A 23584-nucleotide genomic window follows, 5' to 3' on the forward strand; every position below is an offset into this window, starting at 1 on the left:
TAAGGTATGGAGGCTCTTATGAAGTTACGTAAGGTAGGTATTATTGGCACTGGCCATGTAGGCTCTCATGTGGCATTTTCTTTAGCCTTGCAAGGTGAGGTTGATGAATTATATTTGATGGATATTGACGAGAAAAAAGCTCAGGCGCAAGCTATGGATATTAATGATGCCGTTAGCTATATTCCACATCAAGTAACTGCTACATCAGGTCCTATTGAAGAATGTGGAGATTGTGATATCCTCGTTTTTAGTGCGGGGCCTTTGCCGAATTTGTATCAGGATCGCCTTGAGAGCCTTGGTGAAACAGTGGTTGTACTAAAAGACGTTATTCCACGTATTAAGCAGTCTTCTTTTCAAGGTTTCATCATTTCCATTTCTAATCCTGCTGATGTAGTGGCTACCTATTTATGTAAACATCTTGAGTGGAATCCTAAGCGTATTATTTCAACGGGAACCGCTCTAGATTCAGCTAGATTGCAAAAAGAATTAGCTCATATCTTTACTATTAGTAATCGCTCTATTACGGCCTACTGTTTAGGTGAACATGGAGGTAGTGCCATGGTGCCGTGGTCCCATGTCTGTGTACAAGGTAAACCACTTTTAGAATTATATCGAGAGCTACCTCATAGATTTCCTAAACTTGACCATACAAAAGTACTAGATGATGTTAAAATTGGTGGCTATCATGTACTAGCTGGTAAAGGCTCTACGGAGTTTGGTATTGCGAGTGCTACCACAGAATTGATTCGCGCCGTATTCCATGATGAAAAGAAGGTATTGCCTTGCTCCTGTTATTTAAATGGACAATATGGAGAAGAAGGAATATTTGCATCTACTCCTGCTGTTATTGGTAAAGATGGCATCGAAGATGTTTTTGAACTGCAACTAACTAATGAAGAGCTAGCCTTATTTAAAGCTTCTTGTGCTGTCATTCGTGAACATGTTGCAAAGGCTGAGGCTATGTAAGTGGATGTTTACTTTTGTATATAGAAAGTTTACATCGCATATGGAGTTTTAAAATTATACGGATTTATGTTACCGTTCTTAATGAGAAATATCTGTAATTTTCTTTAGTCCCAAGCTCTGTTATGTGGTATAATCTAAAAATGACAGTATACAGATGATGAATATTTGGGGGACATTATGACTCAGGACACTATGGATGTACAACGCCCAAAAAGGCCACGCAAACGGGTTCGTCCTAATCGCAAAGCACAGGATCAGCGTATTATCCTCATGTGGATCAAGCGGATTGGCATAGGGATTATGGTGCTGTTACTGTTAGGGCAGGCTTATCGCTTGGTGGCTGTATATCAAGAAAAACAACATATAGAGCAACAATTGCAAGAGTTACAGCAGCGAAATGAAGAGTTAGAACAGGAAAAGGCTAGGTTACAGGATCCAAAGACCATAGAAGGGGTTGCTCGTGAGGAGTTAGGATTGGTAAAGCCTGGTGAAGTACCGTATGTAAAATAGAGTGTATTCTATTATTTTTTCCTTTGCATCAGTTTGTAGTTTAAGGTTTCCGCATTAATTAGGAGGTTGCATGGTAATCGAAGTTGGTAACATTATTGATGGTACCGTATCAGGTATTACAAAATTCGGCGTATTTGTTGATTTAGGAGAAAAGCAAACAGGGTTAGTTCATATTTCTGAAGTAGCTCATGGATATATCGAAGATATTAATACCCTTTTAAAGGTTGAGGATCCAGTAAAGGTTAAGGTTTTATCTATTGATGGGAATAAAATAGGACTTTCCATTCGTCAAACACAACCTAAAGAGGGGATGGACGAAGAAAAACGTCCTCATCGTGTTCAATCGAAACAAAGCATAGAGTCTTTCGAAGCGAAGATGAAATCATTTTTGCGCGATAGCAATGAACGATTACACGATTTAAAACGTAATACCGAAGGAAAACGCGGAGGCCGAGGTGGTCGTCGAGATTAATAGTGAGAGATGGCATCTAGCCATCTCTTTACTTATGTATAGAGTATTAACGCTATAATAGTATTAGGGAAAATCATTTATATGTAAGGAGCAATTATGAAGTTAGCAATTATCGATATTGGCTCTAATTCGGTGCGCTTATTATTGGCTACCTATGAGAATAACGAGTGGCGTTATGAGCCTAAGCAGTTGTGGACTACTCGTTTAGGTCAACGAAATACAGATGGTACCTTGCGAGATGAATCCATGGAAGCATCCTATCAAGCCTTTACGGATATACAAAAAATAGCAAATGAATACGGTGCTGACTATTGCTTTGGTTTTGCGACGAGCGCTGTTCGTGAAGCGGCTAATGGACTTGCATTTATGGAACGTATTAATACATACTGTCCCATGGAGTGGCGAATTTTATCTGGTGCTGAAGAGGCCATGTATGGCTTTTATGGCGCTTTAGGAAATCAATTAGAGGATGGACGTCATTATACGACCATTGATATTGGTGGAGGTAGTACAGAACTTGCATTAGGTAACAAGGATGGAGTGTACTGGAGCCGTTCTTATCCTGTGGGAGCGGTACGCCTTCAATCTATATCTGACGAAGGGCCTCAACGAGTGTGGGAGGAAACCCGTTTTCTTTGGGATCCGATGATGATTGAAGGTGAATTTGGTGAATTCATTGGTATTGGAGGAACCCTAACAACCTTGGCTGCTATTGATTTAGGTTTAGACCATTATGATGGCACAAAGGTACAAGGTCATAAATTGAGCCGTGAAACGGTGGAAGGCATTATTATGAATTTGCGGTATATGAGTCGTGATGAGAGACTACAAGTAAAAGGTTTACCCGCTGGGCGTGCCGACATTATTGTTGCTGGGGCAGAGATTTTAACGTCCTTTATGGATTCCTATGAGGTCCCTCATGTATTTGTGAGCGACCAAGATGGTATGGAGGCGATGGCCCGTGAATGTGAAAGCACTCATTCGAACCGTTAATCACACTTTAAAATTACATGATATATTTCCTGAGAATTGTCATATCTTGGTAGCTTGTTCTGGTGGTCCTGATTCGATGGCTTTATTGCATTTATTGCAAGATATTGCTACACATCGCCATACAGTATATGAGCTTGGAGTTGCTATAGTAGATCATTGTATTCGTCCTGAAAGTAAGGATGAGGTCCTATGGTTACGAAATCAAGCGGACGTACTAGGACTGCCATTTTATACGGCTGTCTTTGACGTGCCTAAATTGAGTCAAGCTCAAAAGCTATCAGAGGAAACTATAGGCCGCCAAGTTCGGTATCAATGGCTAACCGGTATAGCACAGTCTGAGGGGTATGACTATATTGCAGTAGCTCATCATAAAGATGACCAAGCAGAATCAATTTTAGCACATCTTATTAGAGGGACTGGACTTAATGGTTTGACAGGCATGGCCGTTGTTAGTAATGATTATACTGTTCCAGTAGTAAGACCTCTGTTAGATGTCACAAAAGAAGAATTACTTCTATATTTAAAAGAGAAAGATATTTCTTACTGTATAGATAGTACAAATGAGGATGTACGATATCAAAGAAATAGAATTCGTCATCGCATTATACCTGAGTTAAAAGCCATTAATCCTATCGTTAGCGATGCCATAGTAAGGCTAGGGGCTTCTGTACGCGAAGACATTTCTCTTATTTCTAATTTAACGGATATGGCGTTTGATGAGTTAGTAACTATCTCTGATGAGGGCGCGTTTATATCTCGTAGGGGGTTACGTAAGAAGCCGTTGTCTATCCAACGTCGATTGTGGCAAAGACTGGTGAGCATCTTTGATCCTGAAATCAAGCTTACCACTGCTCATCAAGAGCAATTACTCGACATTGTTAACACTGGGGAAAAGAAAACTTTCAATATAAAAAGTATAAAAGTAAGTGCTCAATGTGATACAATAAAGGTATATTGCAAACATTAATATGAATCGCGGAGGTCATATAGATGCATCAAGATGCAAAAGATATTTTATATACAGAGGAACAATTAAAGGCTCGTGTGGCTGAATTAGGTCGTCAAATCAGTGCTGACTATAAAGGGGAATCCGTAGTTCTCGTAGGTGTATTGAAAGGTGCTATCGTTTTCTTTACAGATTTAGCTCGCTCTATCGATGAGAATGTGGATGTAAGCTTCGATTTTATTTCTTGCTCTAGCTATGGCAGCGGTACAACAAGTACAGGGGTAGTTCGAATTTTAAAAGATTTGGATCGATCTGTAGAAGGAAAGCATGTACTCGTTGTAGAAGATATTGTAGATACGGGCACAACATTACATTACTTGCTAGAAAATTTACATGCTCGTGGAGCTAAAAGTGTACGCCTTGCAGCGTTATTAAATAAGCCTGAACGCCGTAAAATGGATGTAGAAGTAGACTATGTAGGCTTTGTCATTCCCGATTACTTTGTTATCGGCTATGGTTTAGACTATGCAGAAAAATATCGTCACTTACCTTATATAGGTATTTTAAAGGAAGAAATGTATCAAGATTAAAAATATGATATAATATATGAGTGCATCTCTCAACGAGATGTACTCAATTCGTTTATGCCACTAAACTATTATTGAAAGGGGTAATATTTTGGGTCGATTTACTAAAAATATCGTCCTTTATTTACTTATCATTGCCGCTTTCGTTATCGCCATTGACGCTTTCTCTGGTCAAAGTGCGAATAAATCTGAACTCAGTTATACAGGATTTATTCAACAAGTACAACAGAAAAAGGTTGAGTCCGTAACGATTACCAATGATCATGGTATTAAAGGTAAACTAAAAAATGGAACAGAATTCAATTCTTATGCGCCAACTGATGAAACGTTAATCAAAACTTTACAAGATAATGGTGTAGAAATTACTGCAGCTCCTCCTGAGCAACCAGCTTGGTGGATGAGCTTGTTAGGTTCTGCTATTCCAATTATTATTTTGGTAGTATTGTTCTTCTTCATCATGCAACAAACGCAAGGTGGCGGTGGCCGAGTGATGAACTTTGGTAAAAGCCGTGCTAAATTGATGGGTGAAGGCAATGTAAAGGTTAGCTTCAAAGATGTAGCTGGCGCTGAAGAAGCAAAACAAGAATTAGAAGAAGTAGTAGAGTTCTTGAAGGATCCAGGCAAATTTACAACTATCGGTGCTAAAATTCCGAAAGGTGTATTATTGGCAGGACCTCCAGGCACAGGTAAAACATTACTTGCTAAAGCTGTTGCTGGCGAAGCAGGGGTACCATTCTTTACGATTTCTGGTTCTGACTTTGTAGAGATGTTCGTTGGTGTTGGTGCTTCTCGTGTGCGTGACCTTTTCACACAAGCGAAAAAGAACGCCCCATGTATCATCTTTATCGACGAAATTGATGCGGTTGGTCGCCAACGTGGTGCCGGCCTTGGTGGTGGTCACGATGAACGTGAACAAACATTGAACCAATTGCTCGTTGAAATGGATGGTTTTGGTGCCAACGAAGGTATTATTACTATCGCTGCAACAAACCGCCCAGATATTCTAGATCCTGCACTTTTACGTCCAGGTCGTTTTGACCGTCAAGTTATTGTAGGTCGTCCAGACCTACGCGGTCGTGAAGCAATCTTGAAAGTTCATGCTCGTAATAAGCCTTTAGCTGATGACGTAGATTTGAAAACGATTGCTAAGAAAACTCCAGGCTTTACTGGTGCTGACTTGAATAACTTGTTAAACGAAGCAGCTCTTTTGGCGGCTCGTCTTAACAAAAAAGTAATTACTATGGCTGAAGTTGAAGAAGCCAGTGAAAAAGTTAGCATGGGACCTGAACGCCGCAGTCATATTGTGAGCGATAAGGATCGTAAATTGACAGCATACCATGAATCTGGTCATGCTATCGTGGCACATCTATTGCCTCATGCAGATCCTGTTCATAAAGTAACGATTATTCCTCGTGGTGCAGCTGGTGGCTACACTATGATGCTTCCTACTGAGGAACAAAACTACAAAACAAAATCTCAATTATTAGCAGATATTCGAGTTGCTCTTGGTGGTCGAATTGCAGAAGCCTTGATTTTAGATGAAATCAGTACAGGCGCTTCTGGGGACCTTCAAAGTGTAACTAATACTGCTCGCGCTATGGTAACGCGTTGGGGGATGAGCGACGAGCTTGGTCCTATCGTGTTTGGTGAACAACAAGAACAAATCTTCTTAGGAAAAAACCTAGGCCATGAGCGCAACTATAGTGAAGAAATCGCTGCGAAAATCGACTCTGAAATTCATCGTATCGTAGAAGAAGCTTATAAAGATGTAACAAAACTTCTTAGCGATAATGAAAAATTCTTACATGACATGGCAAATGCTTTGTTAGAAGAGGAAACAATCGATGCGAAAGCGGTAGATAATCTTTACAAATATGGTACAACAAAAGAACCTGAAGCTGAGGAGCCTAAAGTAGCTTCTGAAGTAGAAGGTAGCGTAGTACCAGAGAGTGTTGATGCTAAAGAAATAACTAGTACTGTAGCAGATCCTAGTGAAGCATCATCTAATGAAATTAAATAATGGATTTTGTCCATATGAAAAAGAGCTAGCCTTTTTAGAAGGCTAGCTCTTTTTTACTGTCCATCGTTTATATGACGTGTGGCAAGAAGTTCTGTCATGCGTTGTTCTTTTAGTTTTTGCAAATATTTTTGTGCTAAAACATTTGGTATAGCTACACCGATTGCTATAGCTATAGTTGTAAATGTGCCAGTTACACCATTTTGTATCATAAGGATTAGACTAGCATCATTTAATGCATTGATGTGTAACATGTCGAAGAGAAATCGGTAGTACAGTATACCGGGCATTAATGCGATGGCAGACGGCACGATAATGATAGTGCTAGATGTTTTTAACCAAGTAGAAACTTTTACAAAAATAATACTCATAATGGCAGCACCAATAAAGGTAGCACCTGGTGTAGAAAATCCTAATTCTACGGATAGTATATTGCGAATACATACACATAGTACGCCACCAATACCAATGGATACTAATAGTCTGACAGGAGCATTAAAAAGTACCGCAAAAGCAGCTGCAGCTGTAAAAGAACCGATAACTTGCTCAATGGAAATAACATGAGGTTTAATATCAACAAAATTAAATGCTGGTGCAGGGCTAAAGTAGAGTGCCATGGCCATACCTAAAGTCATGCTACCCACGATGAGTAATGTTCTAATAGCGCGTGTCATACCCGATAAAATATGATTATTAATGATATCGATGACACAATTGATCAATGGTACCCCAGGAATCATGAACAAGGTACAGCAAACGAGTACATATAGTAAGGATTCATTATTTACATGACTATAAAAAGCGTAAGCCGATATCATGGCACCAAATCCGCCTAATGCGATTCCTACATATTCATTAAGCCCTAATCTGCCTGATAGGGTGCGCGTAAAATAACCAATACTAGAACATATGATGGTAACGATGAATGCGATAATATCGCCACTGTAAAGGTATGCAAGACCTGCCGAACCTAGTGCACAAGCTAGTCCTTTTATCCAGTTTGGATACGTTGGTATAGTTGTATCCAGTTTGGCAATTAGTCGTTCATAGGTCGTTAGTGAGTAATGTCGCTCAAAGGCGCGCCATGTGAGCTTTGATACGGCATTGATCATAGCCATATTCGGAATATGAACCGGTGTTTTTCTGAAGACTGTTATGGATCGTTCTTTGTGTAATAGATTGACCATAATAGTGGTATATGAAATATGGATATTTAAGTAATCATGAGGAATTCCCATAAATGTTGCGGCTTTTAGCATTTCCTCAATGATTCGATTTGTATTTGCCCCACATTCCATTAGTAACTTCCCTATATTGAGTAGTACATCCAGTTTTCGATGAATATGGATAAAAGGGTTCTCTAAAACTTGATTTTTCTCTTCTAATGTAAACTGTTTCATATATCTCTCCGAAGGATAATAGATAGCATTATTGTTATCTATTTTTTTATGTATACCTTTATACTATATACATTATAACATTAATTATTTTAAATAATCCTTGCATTTTACAAGGTACACTTGTACAATCGAATTGTAAACCTAGGTTGACAAAGAAAGGGGCTCTAAACTATGCGTGATGAAGTGCTAGAATTCTTGAGACAAAACCAAGGTAGTTTCGTATCGGGACAAGATATGTCCGAAGCCTGCCATGTTTCGCGCACAGCTATTTGGAAACATATCAAGGCGTTACGTCAAAAAGGCTACAAAATTGAATCTTATACCAAGAGAGGGTATCGATTATTGGAAGAACCTGATTTGTTGAGCCCCTTGGCAATGAAACAAATCTTAAAAACAGATGTATTTGGTAAACGATATGTTTATATGGATACCACGGAGTCTACGAACTTAGAAGCTCGTCGTTTAGCTCAACAAGGTGCAGAAGAAGGTACGGTTGTGGTTACTGAGGAACAGGCTGCTGGTCGTGGGCGTTTATCTCGCGGTTGGTATTCTCCATTTGGCAAAGGCTTGTGGTTTAGCTTGATTTTACGCCCTGATTTTCCACCTGTAGAGGCTCCAAAGTGTACTTTGATGGCTGCAGTGGCTTTAACAAAGGCCTTTCATAAGATGGGGCTCACTGATGCGGGGATAAAGTGGCCTAATGATATTCTTGTGAATGGTCGTAAGCTAGTAGGTATTTTGACAGAAATGTCTGGTTCTATGGAAGAAATTTCTCATATTGTAATGGGCATTGGGGTCAACGTAAAAACAAAACAAGAAGAACTACCAGAAGAGTTAAAATTAATTGCTACATCCCTTGCGATGGAAGATATTGATATTGAGCGCACAGAAGCATTTAGACTTATATTAGAAGAATTAGAACATCAATATTATGAAGTGCTCGATAGTGACTTTGACGAAACCCTTAATGAATGGCGGCAATTATCTGTTACTCTCGGTGAAGAAATTGAAGTGCGTGCTCCTGGCAATACCTATGAAGGGGTGGCTACAGATATTGATGAAGATGGTAATTTATTAGTAAGAATCTCAGATGGGACAATTAAACGTATTGTGGCAGGGGACGTATCAATTCGTCCGCGTAAATAGGAGGCATTAATGTTATTAGTAATTGATGTGGGAAACACCAATATTGTTCTCGGTGTATACGACAAGACAGAACTTGTGGGTCACTGGCGTATTTCCACAGATCGGGTCCGTACCACCGATGAATATGGCATGCTGATGATGAACTTATTCTTTCACGACCGTAAGGTTGATGTAAAAGATATTAATGCTATCATTATTTCCTCGGTTGTACCACCATTAATGCCTACATTAGAGCGCGTGTGTTTGCGCTACTTTAATGTAAATCCTCTTATTGTAGGTCCAGGTACTAAAACTGGCATCGCTATTAAGTATGATAATCCTCGTGAAGTAGGGGCTGACCGTATTGTAAATGCTGTAGCAGCACATGAGCTTTATAAGGGCGATTTAATTATCATCGATTTTGGTACGGCTACAACTTATTGTGCGGTACAAGGTAATGGCGATTATATGGGCGGGGTTATTACTCCAGGGGTAACAATTTCTGCAGAGGCTTTATTCCAACGGGCGGCCAAATTACCTCGTATCGATGTGAGAGACCCGGGGCAAGTCATTTGTCGAAATACGGTGTCCTCTATGCAATCTGGTATGTTCTACGGTTATGTAGGTCAAGTAGAAGGCCTCGTGTCTCGTATGAAAGCGGAAATGGGAAATCATGTAACTGTAGTTGCTACAGGTGGTTTGGCACAGCTTATTAGCAGTGCTACAGACTGCATTGACCATGTAGAACCTATGCTTACATTAGAAGGCTTACGCCTTATTTACGAAAGAAATAAATAATGCTACTATAATATAGTTACGTATATGTAACGAAGTAGTGTACATTTGGGTACAGCTTATGCTGTACCTTTTTTATTAAGGGAAATAGAATTATATGAATAATAAACAGTGGCAAATTGGGGCTGTCAAAATTGATGGTCAAGCCATATTAGCGCCTATGGCAGGGGTTAGCGATATTGCGTATCGACTACTGGCTAAAAAACATGGTGCAGCCTTGGTATGTACCGAAATGGTCAGTGCTATGGGTATTAAATATAAGAATGAACGTACTCATGAATTATTGCGCATTGAAGAGGCAGAACGTCCTGTATCCATGCAAATTTTTGGCTCTAATCCAGAAGCAATCGCTTTGGGGGCTAAGGTTGTGGCCGATGCGGGCGCCGATATTGTAGATATAAACATGGGCTGTCCTGTAAAAAAGGTAGTTACCTCTGGCGATGGTTCGGCACTTATGAAAAATCCTGATCTAGCGGCTCGTGTTGCAGAAGCCGCTGTTGAGGCTGTTGATGTACCGGTTACTGTAAAAATGCGTATTGGTTGGGATAGTGACTCTATCAATGTCGTGGATTTTGCAAAGCGCATTGAGTCTACAGGTGTGGCTGCTATTGCTGTACATGGTCGTACAAAGGAGCAAATGTATAGTGGACATGCGGACTGGTCTTATATTAAGGCTGTGAAAGAAGCGGTATCTGTACCTGTACTTGGCAATGGTGATATTGTGGAGCCTGAAGATGCTAAGCAAATGCTTGATGAAACAGGCTGTGACTCTGTAATGATAGGTCGTGGGGCACAAGGGAACCCTTGGATCTTTGATCGCATTCACCACTATCTAGCTACTGGTGAAGTGTTACCTGCACCGACCGATATAGAGCGTCTAGATATGTTATTAAAGCATTTTGACTTGTTATGCCAATACAAGGGTGAAAGTATGGCCGTTAAGGAGATACGCACTCATGCGGGCTGGTATATGAAGGGACTTCCGGAATCTGCATATTGGCGCAATCGAGTGAATACAATTCATACTGTAACGAGCTTTCACAATGAGCTAGAATCATATCGCAAAATACTGTCCGAAGGGTAGTCAGATTGACAAATAAATAGTATTTTTATATAATGATTGAGATAATTTAGAAACAAGAGATAAGGTGTCATCTTATTATGACACTTTTTCTTATTATTTATATGTAGAAAGAGTGGGGTACCCATGGCAGACGTAAAAGAAACATTACTCACCGCCGAAGGTTTAAAGAAGTTAGAAGAAGAATTAGCGTACTATAAATCTGTACGCCGTATTGAAGTATCAGAACGTATTAAAACTGCTATTGAATATGGCGATATCAGTGAAAACTCTGAATATGATGATGCAAAAAATGAACAAGCTTTTATTGAAGGTCATATTGTAGAGTTAGAGAATAAGATTAACACTGCGAAGATCATCGATGAATCTGTAAAAGGTGACGTTGTATCTGTAGGTAGTAAAGTTACTGTACTTGACACTATGTACAACGATGAATTGGAATATGTTATCGTTGGTTCCTCTGAAGCGGATCCATTTAACAATCGTATCTCTAATGAATCTCCTGTAGGTAAAGCTATTTTGGGTAAACGTAAGGGCGATGAAGTAGAGGTTTCCACACCAGATGGTCCTGTAACATTCAAAGTGTTAGCAATCCAATAATTTACAATTACCGACAAAGAGGCGATAACATGAGTGAAGAAATTAAAAATATACAAGAAGAGCTGAATGAGCAAATGCAAATTCGCCGCGATAAATTAGCCGAATATGAAGCTGATGGTATTTACCCATTTGGACAACGTTTTGTCGTAAAAGATTACGCAAAAGATATTAAAGAAGACTTCTTCTTGAAATATGATGGCCAGCCTGTAGTTATTGCAGGTCGTTTGATGACAATCCGTTCCCATGGTAAAACGGCATTTGCGAATATTCGTGATAAATCTGGTGATATTCAAGTATACTTCCGTAAAGATGTATTGGGCGAAGAAGCTTATAAATACGTTAAAATGCTTGATATCGGTGATATCATCGGCGTAGAAGGTCACGTATTTAAAACGCATACCGGTGAAGTTACCATTAAAGTTAACAAATTAACATTGTTATCTAAGTCTTTACGTCCACTACCAGAAAAATGGCATGGATTAAAGGATACAGAACTTCGTTACCGTCAACGTTATGTTGATTTGATTGTAAATCCTGAAGTGCGTGATACATTTGTAAAACGCTCTCAAATCGTTGCTAAGATTCGCGAATACATGATGCGTGATGGCTTCATGGAAGTGGAAACACCGATGATGCATGCTATCCCTGGTGGGGCTGCTGCACGTCCATTTATCACTCACCATAATGCGCTTGATATCGATATTTACATGCGTATTGCACCAGAATTGTATCTCAAACGTTTAATCGTTGGTGGTATGGATCGCGTGTTCGAAATGAACCGTTGCTTCCGTAACGAAGGTATCGATAATCGTCATAATCCAGAATTTACTACTATCGAATCGTACCAAGCTTATGGCGATGTAGAGGATGCGATTCGCTTAACAGAAAATCTTGTGTCCTACTGTGCTCAAGAAGTACTTGGTACACAAGAAGTTACATACCAAGGTACAGAAATTAATTTGACTCCTCCTTGGAATCGTATCACAATGGCTGAAGGTGTAAAAAAATACACTGGTGAAGATTTTGATGCAGTCACAACTATAGAAGAAGCTCGTGCTATTGCTGATCGCTTAAATGTAGAATACACAGAAAATGATGGTATTGGTAAAATCTTAAATCTTTGCTTCGAAGATTATGTAGAAGAAAACTTGATTCAGCCAACTATCGTATATGGTCATCCTAAAGAGATTTCTCCACTTGCTAAAGCAAGTCGTGAAAATCCATTGGCTACAGAACGTTTTGAAGCTTTCATCTATGGTCGTGAATTGGCAAATGGCTTTTCCGAGTTAAATGATCCAATCGACCAAAAACAACGTTTCTTGGATCAATTGAAAGAACGTGAAGCGGGTGACGATGAAGCTCATCGTATGGATGAGGATTTCGTTACTGCTCTTGAGTACGGCTTGCCTCCAACAGCCGGTCTTGGTGTTGGTATCGACCGTCTTGTTATGTTCTTAACAGACTCTGCATCTATTCGAGATGTATTATTGTTCCCGTTGATGAAACCAGAAGCTCCTAAGCATTTTGAAGCTGAAGAAGCAGAATAATAATCGACACTATTAAGGCTCCCTATTCTTTGAGTAGGGAGCTTTTTATATATTTATGAAATAGTTAGTATCATATAAAAATCATTTTAAACCTGTTACTACGATACTGCCTTTAAATATGTATTGAAACATGAATGCTATATGTAATTTTATACGATGGATTAATGGAGTGGTTAATATGTTGAGCTCCTGTACCAGTCTATAAGTATATAACAAAATTAACGATATAAAGTCTATAGAAAATAATTTCTAGGATAAAAAAATAGTTTATGATTATTCATCAATTGTTATTGACAGTGTATAAAAATAATTTTATACTAAGTGTGAGATGTGGTATTTACATAATATATATGATATAAATTCATGCATATAAAGTTTTTCTTATTTATCTTTGCTTTATCGAATCTGAATGTGATGATATAGATTAACTGTATAGAACTACTACATACCTTGTATAACCTTGACGGGATGGGTCAAGTCTCTCTAGCGTGAACCGAGATTTACGGCTACAAGAGCTTATTTATGATGCTCTTGTAGCCGTTTTTTTATTTAACTAAATTTATATTTCTAAAAGTTTAGGAGGTAAGTGCGATGAGTTCAATGGATTATGAAAGAGGTAATCAAGCCAATGGTTGTCTTGATCGGTTTTTCAAGTTAACCAAACATGGAACATCAGTAAAGACTGAGATTTTTGCGGGTATTACAATGTTTATTGCATCAGTATACATTCTGGCAGTAATACCCAATCTATTATCTGTATCAGGAATGCCTCATGGTAGTGCTGTAGCGGCTGTAATTTTAACAACTGCCTTTGCGACAATGCTAATAGGTTTTGTTGCTAATGTTCCGGTTATCGTAGCACCTGGACTTGGCCTAAGTGCATTTTTCTCGTATACCATTTGTGGTGCTATGGGCCTTAGTTGGCAAACTGCATTAGGTGCCGTTTTTATTTCCGGTACAGTTTTTGTTATTTTAACAGTTACTAAAGTTCTTAATAAAATAGTAGATGGTATTCCACAAGTGCTGAAAACCTCTATTGGCGTAGGTATTGGTTTATTCGTTGCCTTCATTGGCTTTAAAAATGCTCATATAATTATTTCTGATAATGCTACATTTGTAACCCTTGGGAACATGAAAGATCCTGCAGTACTATTAACATTGTTAGGCTTGTTTATTACAAGTATTTTATTAGCTAAGCAGGTTAAGGGTGGATTGTTAATTGGTATGGCCTTCACTACGATTTTGGCTATGGTGTTAGGTTTGACTAAGGTTCCTATATCTAGTTCGGATATCTTTAACTTGGTACCACCATTTCCAGTAGACACATTTGGTCAACTTGATGTAATGAGTGCTATTGGGTATGGCTTTTTCTCCATTATCTTCTCCATTACTATTGTGGATATGTTCGATAATATCGGTACATTGATTGGTGTAACGAGAAAAGCAAACTTAGTAAATGAAGAAGGGAAATTTGAAGGTTTGAATCGTGCCTTGCTATGTACGTCTATTGGTGCCGCAGCAGGTGCCGTTGTAGGTACCTCTACAGTTACTTCTTATATTGAAAGTGCGGCAGCCGTTGCTGATGGTGGTCGCACAGGTCTTACGGCAGTAGTAACTGGCCTTTTATACTTGGTATCTTTATTCTTTGCACCATTGTTCTTATTGGTACCGGTACAAGCGACTGCACCTGTACTGATTACTATTGGCGTATTTATGATGAGTGAGGTAACGCATATTGATTTTACTGATTTCACGGAAGCATTGCCTGCGTTCTTAACAATTCTTCTTATGCCATTAACATTTAGTATTGCTCAAGGTTTATCCTTTGGTTTTATTTCTTATACATTAATTAAATTGGCAACAGGTCGTCATCATGAAATTCATCCTATTATGTACATCATGACTGTGGCGTTCATCATTCACTTTGCTATTTAAATAGCATATACTATGAATCATATAGCATAGTCTTTAAACGAAAATCTAGCGTAGTATATGGGCGCAGTACTTTAGGGCTCTAATCACGCGAGGAGGTTATATGAATTCAACGATTATTTTAAAAGGAAATATATTATATACACCGAATCCATCAGCACTTGTATCTATTCAACAGGGTTATGTTATTGCTGTAGATGGGGTGGTTGTTCATTGTGGTGAAAGTATTCCTACAGTTTATACAGAGTATGATGTTGTTGATTACGGTGATAATCTCATTATTCCTGGTTTTGTGGATACCCATGCGCATGCACCACAATATTGTAATCGTGGACTTGGTATGGATAAGGAACTGTTACCATGGCTTGAAACTTATACATTTCCTGAAGAGGCAAAATTTATTGATCCTGACTATGCTCGTCTAGTATATGGTGCCTTTGTTCACGATTTATGGCGCAATGGTACGACGAGAAGTATTTTGTTTGGCACAATCCATAAAGACAGCACATTGGTGTTGATGGAGCTTTTACAAAAAGCAGGATTGTCAGCTTATGTGGGTAAGGTAAACATGGACCGTAATAGTCCGGAATTTTTGATTGAAGAAACGAATCAATCATTAGCTGATACTAAAGTATGGTTAGATACATCAGCTCAATTTGGACCTTTAGTTAAACCTATTATTACACCGCGCTTTGTACCATCTTGTACGAGTGAACTCATGACAGGACTTGCTAAATTAGCGAAAGAATACGATGTTCCTGTTCAATCTCATTTGTCGGAAAATCACGGCGAAATTGATTGGGTCGCATCATTACATCCTGAGTCGTCAAACTATACAGATGTGTACTATGAACATCATTTGATGGGTACCGTGCCAACTGTAATGGCCCATTGCATTCATTTGAGTGACGTAGAAATGGATCGCATGGCTGAAACGCAGACCATGGTATCTCATTGTCCATATTCGAATGTAAATCTTTCTAGCGGAATTGCACCGATTCGTAAGCTGATTGAGCGGAATATACCAATTGGTTTAGGCTCCGATATTTCTGGTGGACATATTGTATCGATGGCAAAGGTCCTTACTGAAGCTATTGGTCTATCGAAAATGAAATGGGCTGAAGTAGACCCAAACTATGCACCTCTTACCTTGAGTGAAGCCTTCTATATGGCTACCAAGGGTGGTGGACAATTTTTTGGCCACGTTGGAAGCTTTGAAAAAGGCTATGAGTTAGATGCCCTTATTATCGATGATACGTCCTTATTTGACCCAAATGAACGTTCTTTGGAAGAGCGTTTAGAGCGCTGGCTATATGTAGGGGATGATCGTCATATTATTGAACGCTATGTAGCTGGTCGCGTAGTTCCGAGTCCAAAAGGGTAAAGTTTATATCTTACAGAAAAAAATACTGATATATTTAAAGCAGCTAGTTTGTATACCCTTCAAACTAGCTGCTTTTCGGTGCTTCTTTTAGAACCTGACCGAGGTGTTAGATAAATTTTGGATTATGATTTATAGTAGGTTTTATAGCTTTTCTGTTTATATTACTGAACAGGGCGATTTTGCTCATCAATTCACTTGGTGTATAATAAAAAAATGTACAAATTAAGAAAGTGGGGGCTTAATGGATATATTAGGAGCAAGGCGCTCTATTGAACAAAAGCTATTAATGCAATCTGTTGCTTTGATGGCGCTAGTTGCGGTGAGCGGCACTGTGATGGGGATTGTAACGGGATCTAGTGCAGTGTTGTTAGATGGGGTATTCTCCTTCGTTGATGTTGTTATTAAGATTATGATGCTTATGACAGCTAAGTTAGTTGCTAGAGAAACGAGTAAGCGATTCCAATTCGGTTTTTGGCAATTTGAACCTCTGGTGCTCGCCGTGGAGGGCTTTTTTATTCTTCTCATAGTAATTTATGCCTTATCTAGTGGGATTACAGATCTTTTGTCTGGTGGACGTCACGTAGACTTCGGGCCAGCTATTTTCTATGCTATATTCTTTACTGTTGCGGATACTGCTTACTATCTTTATGTACGTCGTATTAATAAAAGTTTGCAGTCTAACTTGATTAAATTTGATAATGTAAGCTGGTATGTCGATGCTTTGTTAGAAGCGGCTATCTTGATTAGTTTCGTTGTAGCTACTATGCTAGAAAGTACTGAATATGCTAGATGGGCTACTTATATTGACCCTATTGTATTAATTATTTTAGCGGTACAGATGATACCCTCTGCATTTCGTATCATTGTGCCATCCATGAAACAAATATTAGGATGGGCACCAACTTCATTGCATAATGAAGTGCAAGAAATTATGGATCGATTTATGGAAAAGTATAATTTTAAAGATTATGTGACGAGCGTGCAAGTATATGGCAATACTCGAATCATTGAAATTGATATTTTAGTTCCTAAAAGTTTTCCATATCAAACCATTGCTGAAATTGATGCTATTCGCAATGAAATTGACCAAGAAATCGGCGGTAACCCAACGGAAAAATGGGTGACCATTTCTTTTACAGGCACGCGTAAATGGATGGCAAAAGATTATTTGCTAGATGAAGAAGAGGATGAATAATATAAAATATTGGTGAGAAGTCTAGTATATAGCACATAATTTAATGATAAATACACCAATATATGGTATACTTAAACGTATTGAATATATTGTGCGTAACATAGTTGGAAAATGAGGTTTATAGTATGTTAGATTTAAAATTTGTCCGTGAAAATATTGATTTAGTGCAACAAAATTTAGATAATCGTCATACAAAAGGCGATCTGAAAACCTTTGTATCCGCTTATGATGAACGTCGTCAATTGATCGGTCGAGTAGAAGAATTAAAAGCGCTTCGCAATTCTGTAACAGAAGAAATTAGCAAATTAAAACGCAACAAAGAAAATGCTGATGAAAAAATCGCAGAAATGAAAAAAGTAGGCGATGAGATTGCTGAGTTTGATAACCGTATTCGCGAAGTGGAAACAAAATTGCGCGATGCGGCATTGATGTTGCCAAATATGTGTGATGCATCTGTTCCTGTAGGGGCCGATGAAGATGAAAATGTGGAGCAACGCAAATGGGGCGAACCACGTCAATTTAATTTTGATGTACAGGCTCATTGGGATTTAGGTGAAAGCCTCGATATCCTTGATTTCAATCGTGCAGGCAAAATGAGTGGAGCTCGCTTTACTGTGTATAAGGGGTTAGGGGCTCGTTTGGAACGCGCTCTTATCAACTTCATGGTGGATCTTCATGTAGATAAACATGGCTATACTGAAATGATGACTCCATATATGGTAACACGTGAAACTTTGACGGGCACTGGGCAATTGCCTAAATTTGCTGAAGATATGTACCATGTAGAGGGAACGGAATATTTCTTGATTCCAACTGCTGAGGTTACATTGACTAATTATCACGGTGGTGAAATTTTGAGCGAAGAGGAATTGCCTAAATACTATACTGCATTCACCGCATGTTTCCGTGCTGAAGCGGGTTCCGCGGGGCGTGATACTCGTGGCCTTATTCGACAACATCAATTTAACAAAGTTGAAATGGTTAAATTAGCTAAACCAGAAGATTCTTTCAAAGAATTAGAAACATTAACAGATAATGCAGAAGAAGTATTGCGCTTATTAGAATTATCGTTCCGTGTTATCACTCTGTGCACAGGTGATATGGGCTTTGGTTCTGCTAAAACCTATGATGTAGAGGTGTGGATGCCTGCACAAGGCAAGTATAGAGAAATTTCCTCTTGCTCTAATATGACTGATTTCCAAGCTCGTCGTGCTAATATTAAATTCCGTCGTGGACCTAAGGGTAAACCGGAATTTGTTCATACATTAAATGGATCTGGCCTTGCAGTAGGGCGTACAGTAGCTGCTATCTTGGAAAACTATCAACAAGCCGATGGGTCCGTTGTAATTCCAAAAGTTCTCGTGCCATACATGGGTGGCGTTGAAGTGATTTCACCGGCTAAATAAGAGGGGGCATTTTATGAGATTCTTTATTGATACAGCAGAATTTGATGAGATTAAAGAGGCCTATGACTTTGGTTTTATTGATGGCGTAACTACAAATCCATCGCTTATCGTGAAAGCTAAACGCGATTTGAAACAAGTTATTTCTGAAATTGCAAACCTTGTTGATGGACCTGTTAGCGCAGAGGTTATTTCCTCTGATGCTGAAGGCATGGTGGCGGAAGCACATGACCTTGTGAAATTAGGCTCTAATGTGGTTATTAAAGTTCCTATGACTCCAGAAGGCCTTAAAGCCGTTGCTATTTTGAGCAAAGAAGGCATTAAAACGAATGTGACTTTGATTTTTTCCGCAAACCAAGCCTTATTAGCTGCTCGTGCAGGTGCAAGTTATGTGAGTCCATTTGTGGGTCGTATTGATGATATCAGCATGGATGGTCTTACATTAATTCAAGATATTGCAGATATTTTCGCTATTCATGAAATTGAAACTGAAATTATTGCTGCAAGTGTGAGAACTCCGCTGCATATTATTCAATGTGCTAAAGCAGGTGCTCATATTGCAACTGTTCCATTTAAAGTACTCATGCAAGCTATGAAACATCCGTTGACTGATGCAGGACTTGCAAAATTTATGGAAGATTGGAAACAAGCTAATCAATAAGTTAGAGACTCTAGGTAAGAGTCATATCAATACATAGAGGACTTATAAGGAGGCCCATTATGGATCGTACATTATCTTTGGAATTTGCTCGTGTCGTTGAAGCCGCAGCTTTGCGTAGCGGTCGTTTGCTTGGCCGTGGGCAAAAGGATGCAGCCGATGGTCTTGCTGTAGATGCTATGCGTCAAGCGTTTGATTCTGTTCGCATTTCTGGTACTGTGGTTATCGGAGAAGGCGAAATTGATGAAGCTCCTATGCTTTATATCGGAGAACACGTAGGTGCTGGCGGACCAGAAGTAGATATCGCCGTTGATCCTATTGAAGGGACAAACTTGATTGCTAAAGGTCAAAATGGTGCTATTGCAGTTATGGCGATTGCAGAAAAAGGTGGCTTGTTACATGCACCGGATATGTACATGGAGAAACTTTGTGTTGGTCCTCGAGGTGCAGGTGCTATCGATATTACGAAATCTTTGACCGAAAATATCAAAAATGTAGCGGCTAAAATGGAACGTAATGTAGATGAAATCACGTTAGTTATGCTTGATCGTGAGCGTCATCAAGGCTTGATGAAAGAGGCTCGTGAAGTAGGGGCTCGTATTATGCTCATTTCTGATGGTGATGTTAATCCAGCTATGGAATGTTGTATCGAAGGTTCTGGGGTGCACATGGTTGTAGGTACTGGTGGTGCACCTGAAGGTGTATTAGCGGCTGCAGCCTTAAAATGTGTAGGCGGCGATATGCAAGCTCGCTTAAAACCAGAAACGGAAGAAGAAATTCGTCGTTGCCATGAAATGGGCATTGCCGATGTAAACCAAGTGCTCACATTAAATGATTTAGTTCGTACTGATGATGTTATCTTTGCGGCTACTGCTATTACACGTGGTAACTTATTAAATCCAATTCAATATTTCCCAGGTGGTGCGCGTACTCATACTATTGTGATGCGGTCTAAAACTGGTACGGTTCGTTTCCTTGATACAGTGCATATGGATCATAAACTTAAAACATTAAAAGCTAAATAAGAATAAAGCCCTGAAATATACTCAAAAATTGGGCACAAATTTTTGAGATATATTCAGGGCTTTTTTTTCTTTGTATTTTCTCTCATTCTCTTGATGAGATATATCGAAAAATAGTATAATAACATTTAGTATATGACGTTATAAATACAAGGTCTTGTAGCTTATACAAGATGAACGATATAAAGTGTAGGAGGAATTCTGTTGGAAAAGTTAATCATTCAAGGTGGCAATCGATTGGAAGGACGTGTACGTGTTAGTAGTGCCAAAAATGCAGTACTCCCTATTATTGCCGGTACTTTGCTAGCATCAACGCCTAGTAAATTGCTTGAAATTCCAAATTTAGAAGATGTAGGCACGATTTGCCAAGTTATCGAGTCTTTGGGGGTTAAAATCACTCGTAATAATGCAGATGGTGAAATTGTTTTCGATGCTTCTACATTGACTGCTACGGAAGCTCCTTATGAACTTGTGCGTAAAATGCGTGCATCCTTCCTTGTCATGGGTCCACTTTTGGCTCGTAAAGGGGAGGCTAAAATCTCAATGCCTGGTGGATGTGCTATCGGTGCACGTCCCATTGATCTTCATTTAAAAGCATTTGAAGCATTAGGTGCAAAAATTGAAATTACTGAAGATTATGTATATGCTCATGCTCCGGAAGGACTTAAAGGGACTCAAATTTATTTGGATTTCCCAAGTGTGGGGGCTACAGAGAATGTAATTATGGCTGCTTCTATGGCGGAAGGTAAAACCATTATCGAAAATGCTGCAGAAGAGCCTGAAATTGTTGATTTAGCTACATTCTTAAATGCTATGGGTGCTAATATTCGCGGAGCTGGTACAAATGTGATCCGTATTGAAGGTGTACCTCAATTACACGGTGCTATTCATACAGCTATTCCTGACCGCATTGAAGCTGGTACATATTTAATTGCTGCTGCTATGGCAGGTGGTGATGTATTCGTAGAAAATGCATTGCCAGAACATCTAAAACCAGTAGTGGCTAAATTAAAGGAAGCTGGTGTAACAGTAGAGGAAGAAATCGACGGCATCCGCGTTATCAGTAGTGGTAAAGGCATTAAAGCTGTCGATATTAAAACCTTGCCATACCCTGGATTCCCAACAGATATGCAAGCTCAATTCATGGCTCTTACTACGATTGCGGAAGGCACTAGTACAGTAACAGAAACTGTATTTGAAAATCGTTTTATGCATGTTGCTGAACTTCGTAAAATGGGGGCGCATATTGACATCGATAATCGTCAAGCTATTGTCGAAGGTATGCCAAGCTTACACGGGGCTATAGTGAATGCTACTGACCTGCGTGCTGGAGCGGCGCTGGTATGCGCTGCATTGACTGCGGAAGGTAGAACAGAAGTCGGTCGTTTACATCATATTGACCGAGGTTATGATGATTTTGTAGGTAAATTGCAAAGGTTAGGTGCTGATATTGTTCGGGTTGACGAATAAGAGTACACAGCCAAAACAAAATAAAAAGAAAAGAAGCCGGCGCTCTAAAGGGCCGGCTTTATACAACGAGCAACAGAACTTAGGTGCTGCAAAGGTTGAGAATTCGAAAGCGAGTACTACACGCAAACCATTGAGAAGGACAAAACGTAAGTCCACTAAGCTTTCAAATGGCGTGGCAAAGCAAGCTAATCATTTAGCCTCCAATATGCGCGAGACCATGATTAAAGTTACAAAAATGCGCCGTGCTGAACGACGTAGTCGTGAGACTGTAGCGATTGCTAAAACAACGCCAGCCATGACATTAAAACGTTTAGTTCGACCTGAGCAAGTCGGAGATTTTATGAGTCGTTTAAATCGATCTTTAAACTTCGATTTGGGAATTGATTTAGGGACTGCAAATATCCTCATTTTTGCAAAGGGTAAAGGCTTGGTATTAGATGAACCTGCGTATATTGCACGGGATGATAAAACCGGTGATATTCTTGCTTTAGGTGAGGCTGCACGTTCTATGGTAGGTCGTACTCCAAAAGGGATTTCCGTCATCCGTCCAGTTCAAGCGGGCGTTATTGCAGATTATGATATGACAGAGTTCATGTTGAAGTACTTTATTCGCTCCGTTGTACCTGCCTCTAGATTGATGAAGACGCGTATTATCGTATGTGTGCCATCAGGCATTACACCTGTAGAGAAACGCGCCATTTTAGAGGCCTTACTCAGAACCGGTGCAAAAAAGACGGTCCTTATTGAAGAGCCATTGGCTGCTGCTATGGGGACTGGTCTCAATGATGCTAAGCACGTAGGGGCGATGGTTGTCGATGTTGGCGGTGGCACTACGGATATTGCCGTTCTTTGTGATACGGGTGTGGTTGTAAGTGAATCACTTCGCATCGGTGGAGATTCTTTTAACGAATCTATTATCCGTTATATCCGCCGTAAGAAGCGCCTCGTTATTGGTCCGCTAACGGCAGAGAAAATTAAAATTTCTGTAGGGACTGTGGATCGTCGTGCAAAGGAGCGTACGATTGAGGTACGAGGACGAGATGCAAGTTCTGGATTACCAAAGATGGTTGCGGTGAATTCTTTAGAGATTCAACGTGCTCTAGAAGCACAAGTGATGAATGTTTTGGAAGGCGTTAAGTCCATTCTAGAGAAAACTCCACCAGAACTTGTGGCCGCTATCAATGATCATGGTATCATTCTTACTGGTGGTGGCGCGCTCATCGATGGATTAGACCGTGTTATTACACGGTCTATTGGAATCGCGGCATACCTTGTAGAATCTCCAAGATATGCAGTAATTAAAGGTGTTGCAAAGGCTTTAGATGAAATGTCACAGCTTCGTGATACATTAGATGAGTTACAATAATATAGTTATAATAATATACCATGATGAAGTAAGCTTAAATTGACGAGGTTATGGTCTACAGTTATTCTATTTTATGTATGGAGTATCTTTAGACTGTAACCTCGTTTTTCGTTTA

At 39.4% G+C, this 23584-nt stretch carries 21 protein-coding genes; 20 read left to right on the forward strand and 1 reads right to left on the reverse strand.

The window, feature by feature from the left end:
• Window positions 1-18 precede the first annotated feature (18 nt).
• From AAA071_RS08370 to ftsH, 7 genes are all read left to right on the forward strand, one after another.
• Window positions 19-966, forward strand: a complete 948-nt coding sequence (locus AAA071_RS08370; RefSeq protein WP_278467828.1) for an L-lactate dehydrogenase — start codon at window positions 19-21, stop codon at window positions 964-966.
• A 177-nt stretch (window positions 967-1143) separates the two neighbouring features.
• Complete coding sequence (locus AAA071_RS08375) at window positions 1144-1476, forward strand: FtsB family cell division protein (RefSeq protein ID WP_004698500.1); 333 nt, start codon at window positions 1144-1146, stop codon at window positions 1474-1476.
• Window positions 1477-1546: 70 nt separating this feature from the next.
• A complete protein-coding gene (locus AAA071_RS08380) occupies window positions 1547-1948 on the forward strand; it encodes a S1 RNA-binding domain-containing protein (protein ID WP_278467825.1) in 402 nt (133 codons plus the stop codon).
• Between the two features lie 96 nt (window positions 1949-2044).
• Window positions 2045-2941, forward strand: a complete 897-nt coding sequence (locus AAA071_RS08385; RefSeq protein WP_278467824.1) for a Ppx/GppA phosphatase family protein — start codon at window positions 2045-2047, stop codon at window positions 2939-2941.
• Window positions 2910-3908, forward strand: a complete 999-nt coding sequence (gene tilS / locus AAA071_RS08390; RefSeq protein ID WP_278467822.1) for a tRNA lysidine(34) synthetase TilS — start codon at window positions 2910-2912, stop codon at window positions 3906-3908. The genes AAA071_RS08385 and tilS overlap by 32 nt, the downstream gene beginning before the upstream one ends.
• 23 nt (window positions 3909-3931) lie before the next feature.
• On the forward strand, window positions 3932-4477 hold the full coding sequence (gene hpt / locus AAA071_RS08395) for a hypoxanthine phosphoribosyltransferase (RefSeq protein ID WP_004698467.1): 546 nt from the start codon (window positions 3932-3934) through the stop codon (window positions 4475-4477).
• A gap of 88 nt (window positions 4478-4565) precedes the next feature.
• Complete coding sequence (ftsH, locus tag AAA071_RS08400; RefSeq protein ID WP_021147861.1) at window positions 4566-6494, forward strand: ATP-dependent zinc metalloprotease FtsH; 1929 nt, start codon at window positions 4566-4568, stop codon at window positions 6492-6494.
• A gap of 53 nt (window positions 6495-6547) precedes the next feature.
• Here the strand turns inward: ftsH and AAA071_RS08405 are convergent, their stop codons facing one another.
• On the reverse strand, window positions 6548-7891 hold the full coding sequence (locus tag AAA071_RS08405) for a threonine/serine exporter family protein (RefSeq protein WP_004695419.1): 1344 nt from the start codon (window positions 7889-7891) through the stop codon (window positions 6548-6550).
• Between the two features lie 171 nt (window positions 7892-8062).
• Between AAA071_RS08405 and AAA071_RS08410 the strand changes: the two genes are divergently transcribed.
• The 13 genes from AAA071_RS08410 (at window position 8063) to AAA071_RS08470 (ending at window position 23469) form a co-directional block, all read left to right on the forward strand.
• A complete protein-coding gene (locus AAA071_RS08410; protein ID WP_287511102.1) occupies window positions 8063-9037 on the forward strand; it encodes a biotin--[acetyl-CoA-carboxylase] ligase in 975 nt (324 codons plus the stop codon).
• Between the two features lie 9 nt (window positions 9038-9046).
• Window positions 9047-9814 carry a type III pantothenate kinase gene (locus tag AAA071_RS08415; RefSeq protein WP_004695423.1) on the forward strand — a complete coding sequence of 256 codons (768 nt, stop codon included), beginning with the start codon at window positions 9047-9049 and terminating at the stop codon, window positions 9812-9814.
• 94 nt (window positions 9815-9908) lie between these two features.
• Window positions 9909-10895, forward strand: a complete 987-nt coding sequence (gene dusB, locus AAA071_RS08420) for a tRNA dihydrouridine synthase DusB (protein WP_287511105.1) — start codon at window positions 9909-9911, stop codon at window positions 10893-10895.
• Between the two features lie 123 nt (window positions 10896-11018).
• A complete protein-coding gene (greA, locus tag AAA071_RS08425) occupies window positions 11019-11492 on the forward strand; it encodes a transcription elongation factor GreA (protein WP_004695428.1) in 474 nt (157 codons plus the stop codon).
• Between the two features lie 29 nt (window positions 11493-11521).
• On the forward strand, window positions 11522-13039 hold the full coding sequence (gene lysS / locus AAA071_RS08430; protein ID WP_287511106.1) for a lysine--tRNA ligase: 1518 nt from the start codon (window positions 11522-11524) through the stop codon (window positions 13037-13039).
• Between the two features lie 591 nt (window positions 13040-13630).
• The gene (locus tag AAA071_RS08435; protein ID WP_004695433.1) at window positions 13631-14974 is read left to right on the forward strand and encodes an NCS2 family permease; all 1344 of its coding nucleotides are present in this window, start codon (window positions 13631-13633) and stop codon (window positions 14972-14974) included.
• Window positions 14975-15074: 100 nt separating this feature from the next.
• Window positions 15075-16355, forward strand: a complete 1281-nt coding sequence (gene guaD / locus AAA071_RS08440; RefSeq protein ID WP_118091606.1) for a guanine deaminase — start codon at window positions 15075-15077, stop codon at window positions 16353-16355.
• Between the two features lie 241 nt (window positions 16356-16596).
• Window positions 16597-17550 (forward strand): cation diffusion facilitator family transporter, encoded by a 954-nt coding sequence (locus tag AAA071_RS08445; protein WP_004695437.1) that lies wholly within the window; start codon window positions 16597-16599, stop codon window positions 17548-17550.
• Between the two features lie 125 nt (window positions 17551-17675).
• Window positions 17676-18956: a serine--tRNA ligase gene (gene serS / locus AAA071_RS08450; protein ID WP_349234136.1), complete on the forward strand. Its 1281-nt coding sequence runs from the start codon at window positions 17676-17678 to the stop codon at window positions 18954-18956.
• Window positions 18957-18969: 13 nt separating this feature from the next.
• Complete coding sequence (gene fsa / locus AAA071_RS08455) at window positions 18970-19614, forward strand: fructose-6-phosphate aldolase (protein ID WP_004698439.1); 645 nt, start codon at window positions 18970-18972, stop codon at window positions 19612-19614.
• 59 nt (window positions 19615-19673) lie between these two features.
• Entirely contained in the window at window positions 19674-20636 is a 963-nt protein-coding gene (glpX, locus tag AAA071_RS08460; RefSeq protein ID WP_004695442.1) for a class II fructose-bisphosphatase, read from the forward strand.
• Window positions 20637-20837: 201 nt separating this feature from the next.
• A complete protein-coding gene (gene murA, locus AAA071_RS08465; RefSeq protein WP_349234137.1) occupies window positions 20838-22103 on the forward strand; it encodes a UDP-N-acetylglucosamine 1-carboxyvinyltransferase in 1266 nt (421 codons plus the stop codon).
• A complete protein-coding gene (locus AAA071_RS08470; protein WP_038125913.1) occupies window positions 22084-23469 on the forward strand; it encodes a rod shape-determining protein in 1386 nt (461 codons plus the stop codon). Before murA ends, AAA071_RS08470 begins: the two co-directional genes overlap by 20 nt.
• The last annotated feature ends 115 nt before the right edge of the window (window positions 23470-23584 follow it).

The sequence above is a fragment of the Veillonella parvula genome (genome assembly GCF_040097785.1).
Lineage (GTDB): Bacteria > Bacillota > Negativicutes > Veillonellales > Veillonellaceae > Veillonella > Veillonella parvula_D.

Bases quoted from the DNA above. Each gene is read 5' to 3' on its own strand.
- AAA071_RS08435 (WP_004695433.1), top strand. From the start codon at position 13,631: ATGAGTTCAATGGATTATGAAAGAGGTAATCAAGCCAATGGTTGTCTT.
- AAA071_RS08375 (WP_004698500.1), top strand. From the start codon at position 1,144: ATGACTCAGGACACTATGGATGTACAACGCCCAAAAAGGCCACGCAAA.
- guaD (WP_118091606.1), top strand. From the start codon at position 15,075: ATGAATTCAACGATTATTTTAAAAGGAAATATATTATATACACCGAAT.
- AAA071_RS08370 (WP_278467828.1), top strand. From the start codon at position 19: ATGAAGTTACGTAAGGTAGGTATTATTGGCACTGGCCATGTAGGCTCT.
- dusB (WP_287511105.1), top strand. From the start codon at position 9,909: ATGAATAATAAACAGTGGCAAATTGGGGCTGTCAAAATTGATGGTCAA.
- hpt (WP_004698467.1), top strand. From the start codon at position 3,932: ATGCATCAAGATGCAAAAGATATTTTATATACAGAGGAACAATTAAAG.
- greA (WP_004695428.1), top strand. From the start codon at position 11,019: ATGGCAGACGTAAAAGAAACATTACTCACCGCCGAAGGTTTAAAGAAG.
- AAA071_RS08445 (WP_004695437.1), top strand. From the start codon at position 16,597: ATGGATATATTAGGAGCAAGGCGCTCTATTGAACAAAAGCTATTAATG.
- AAA071_RS08405 (WP_004695419.1), bottom strand. From the start codon at position 7,891: ATGAAACAGTTTACATTAGAAGAGAAAAATCAAGTTTTAGAGAACCCT.
- fsa (WP_004698439.1), top strand. From the start codon at position 18,970: ATGAGATTCTTTATTGATACAGCAGAATTTGATGAGATTAAAGAGGCC.
- AAA071_RS08385 (WP_278467824.1), top strand. From the start codon at position 2,045: ATGAAGTTAGCAATTATCGATATTGGCTCTAATTCGGTGCGCTTATTA.
- serS (WP_349234136.1), top strand. From the start codon at position 17,676: ATGTTAGATTTAAAATTTGTCCGTGAAAATATTGATTTAGTGCAACAA.
- glpX (WP_004695442.1), top strand. From the start codon at position 19,674: ATGGATCGTACATTATCTTTGGAATTTGCTCGTGTCGTTGAAGCCGCA.
- lysS (WP_287511106.1), top strand. From the start codon at position 11,522: ATGAGTGAAGAAATTAAAAATATACAAGAAGAGCTGAATGAGCAAATG.
- AAA071_RS08380 (WP_278467825.1), top strand. From the start codon at position 1,547: ATGGTAATCGAAGTTGGTAACATTATTGATGGTACCGTATCAGGTATT.
- AAA071_RS08415 (WP_004695423.1), top strand. From the start codon at position 9,047: ATGTTATTAGTAATTGATGTGGGAAACACCAATATTGTTCTCGGTGTA.
- AAA071_RS08410 (WP_287511102.1), top strand. From the start codon at position 8,063: ATGCGTGATGAAGTGCTAGAATTCTTGAGACAAAACCAAGGTAGTTTC.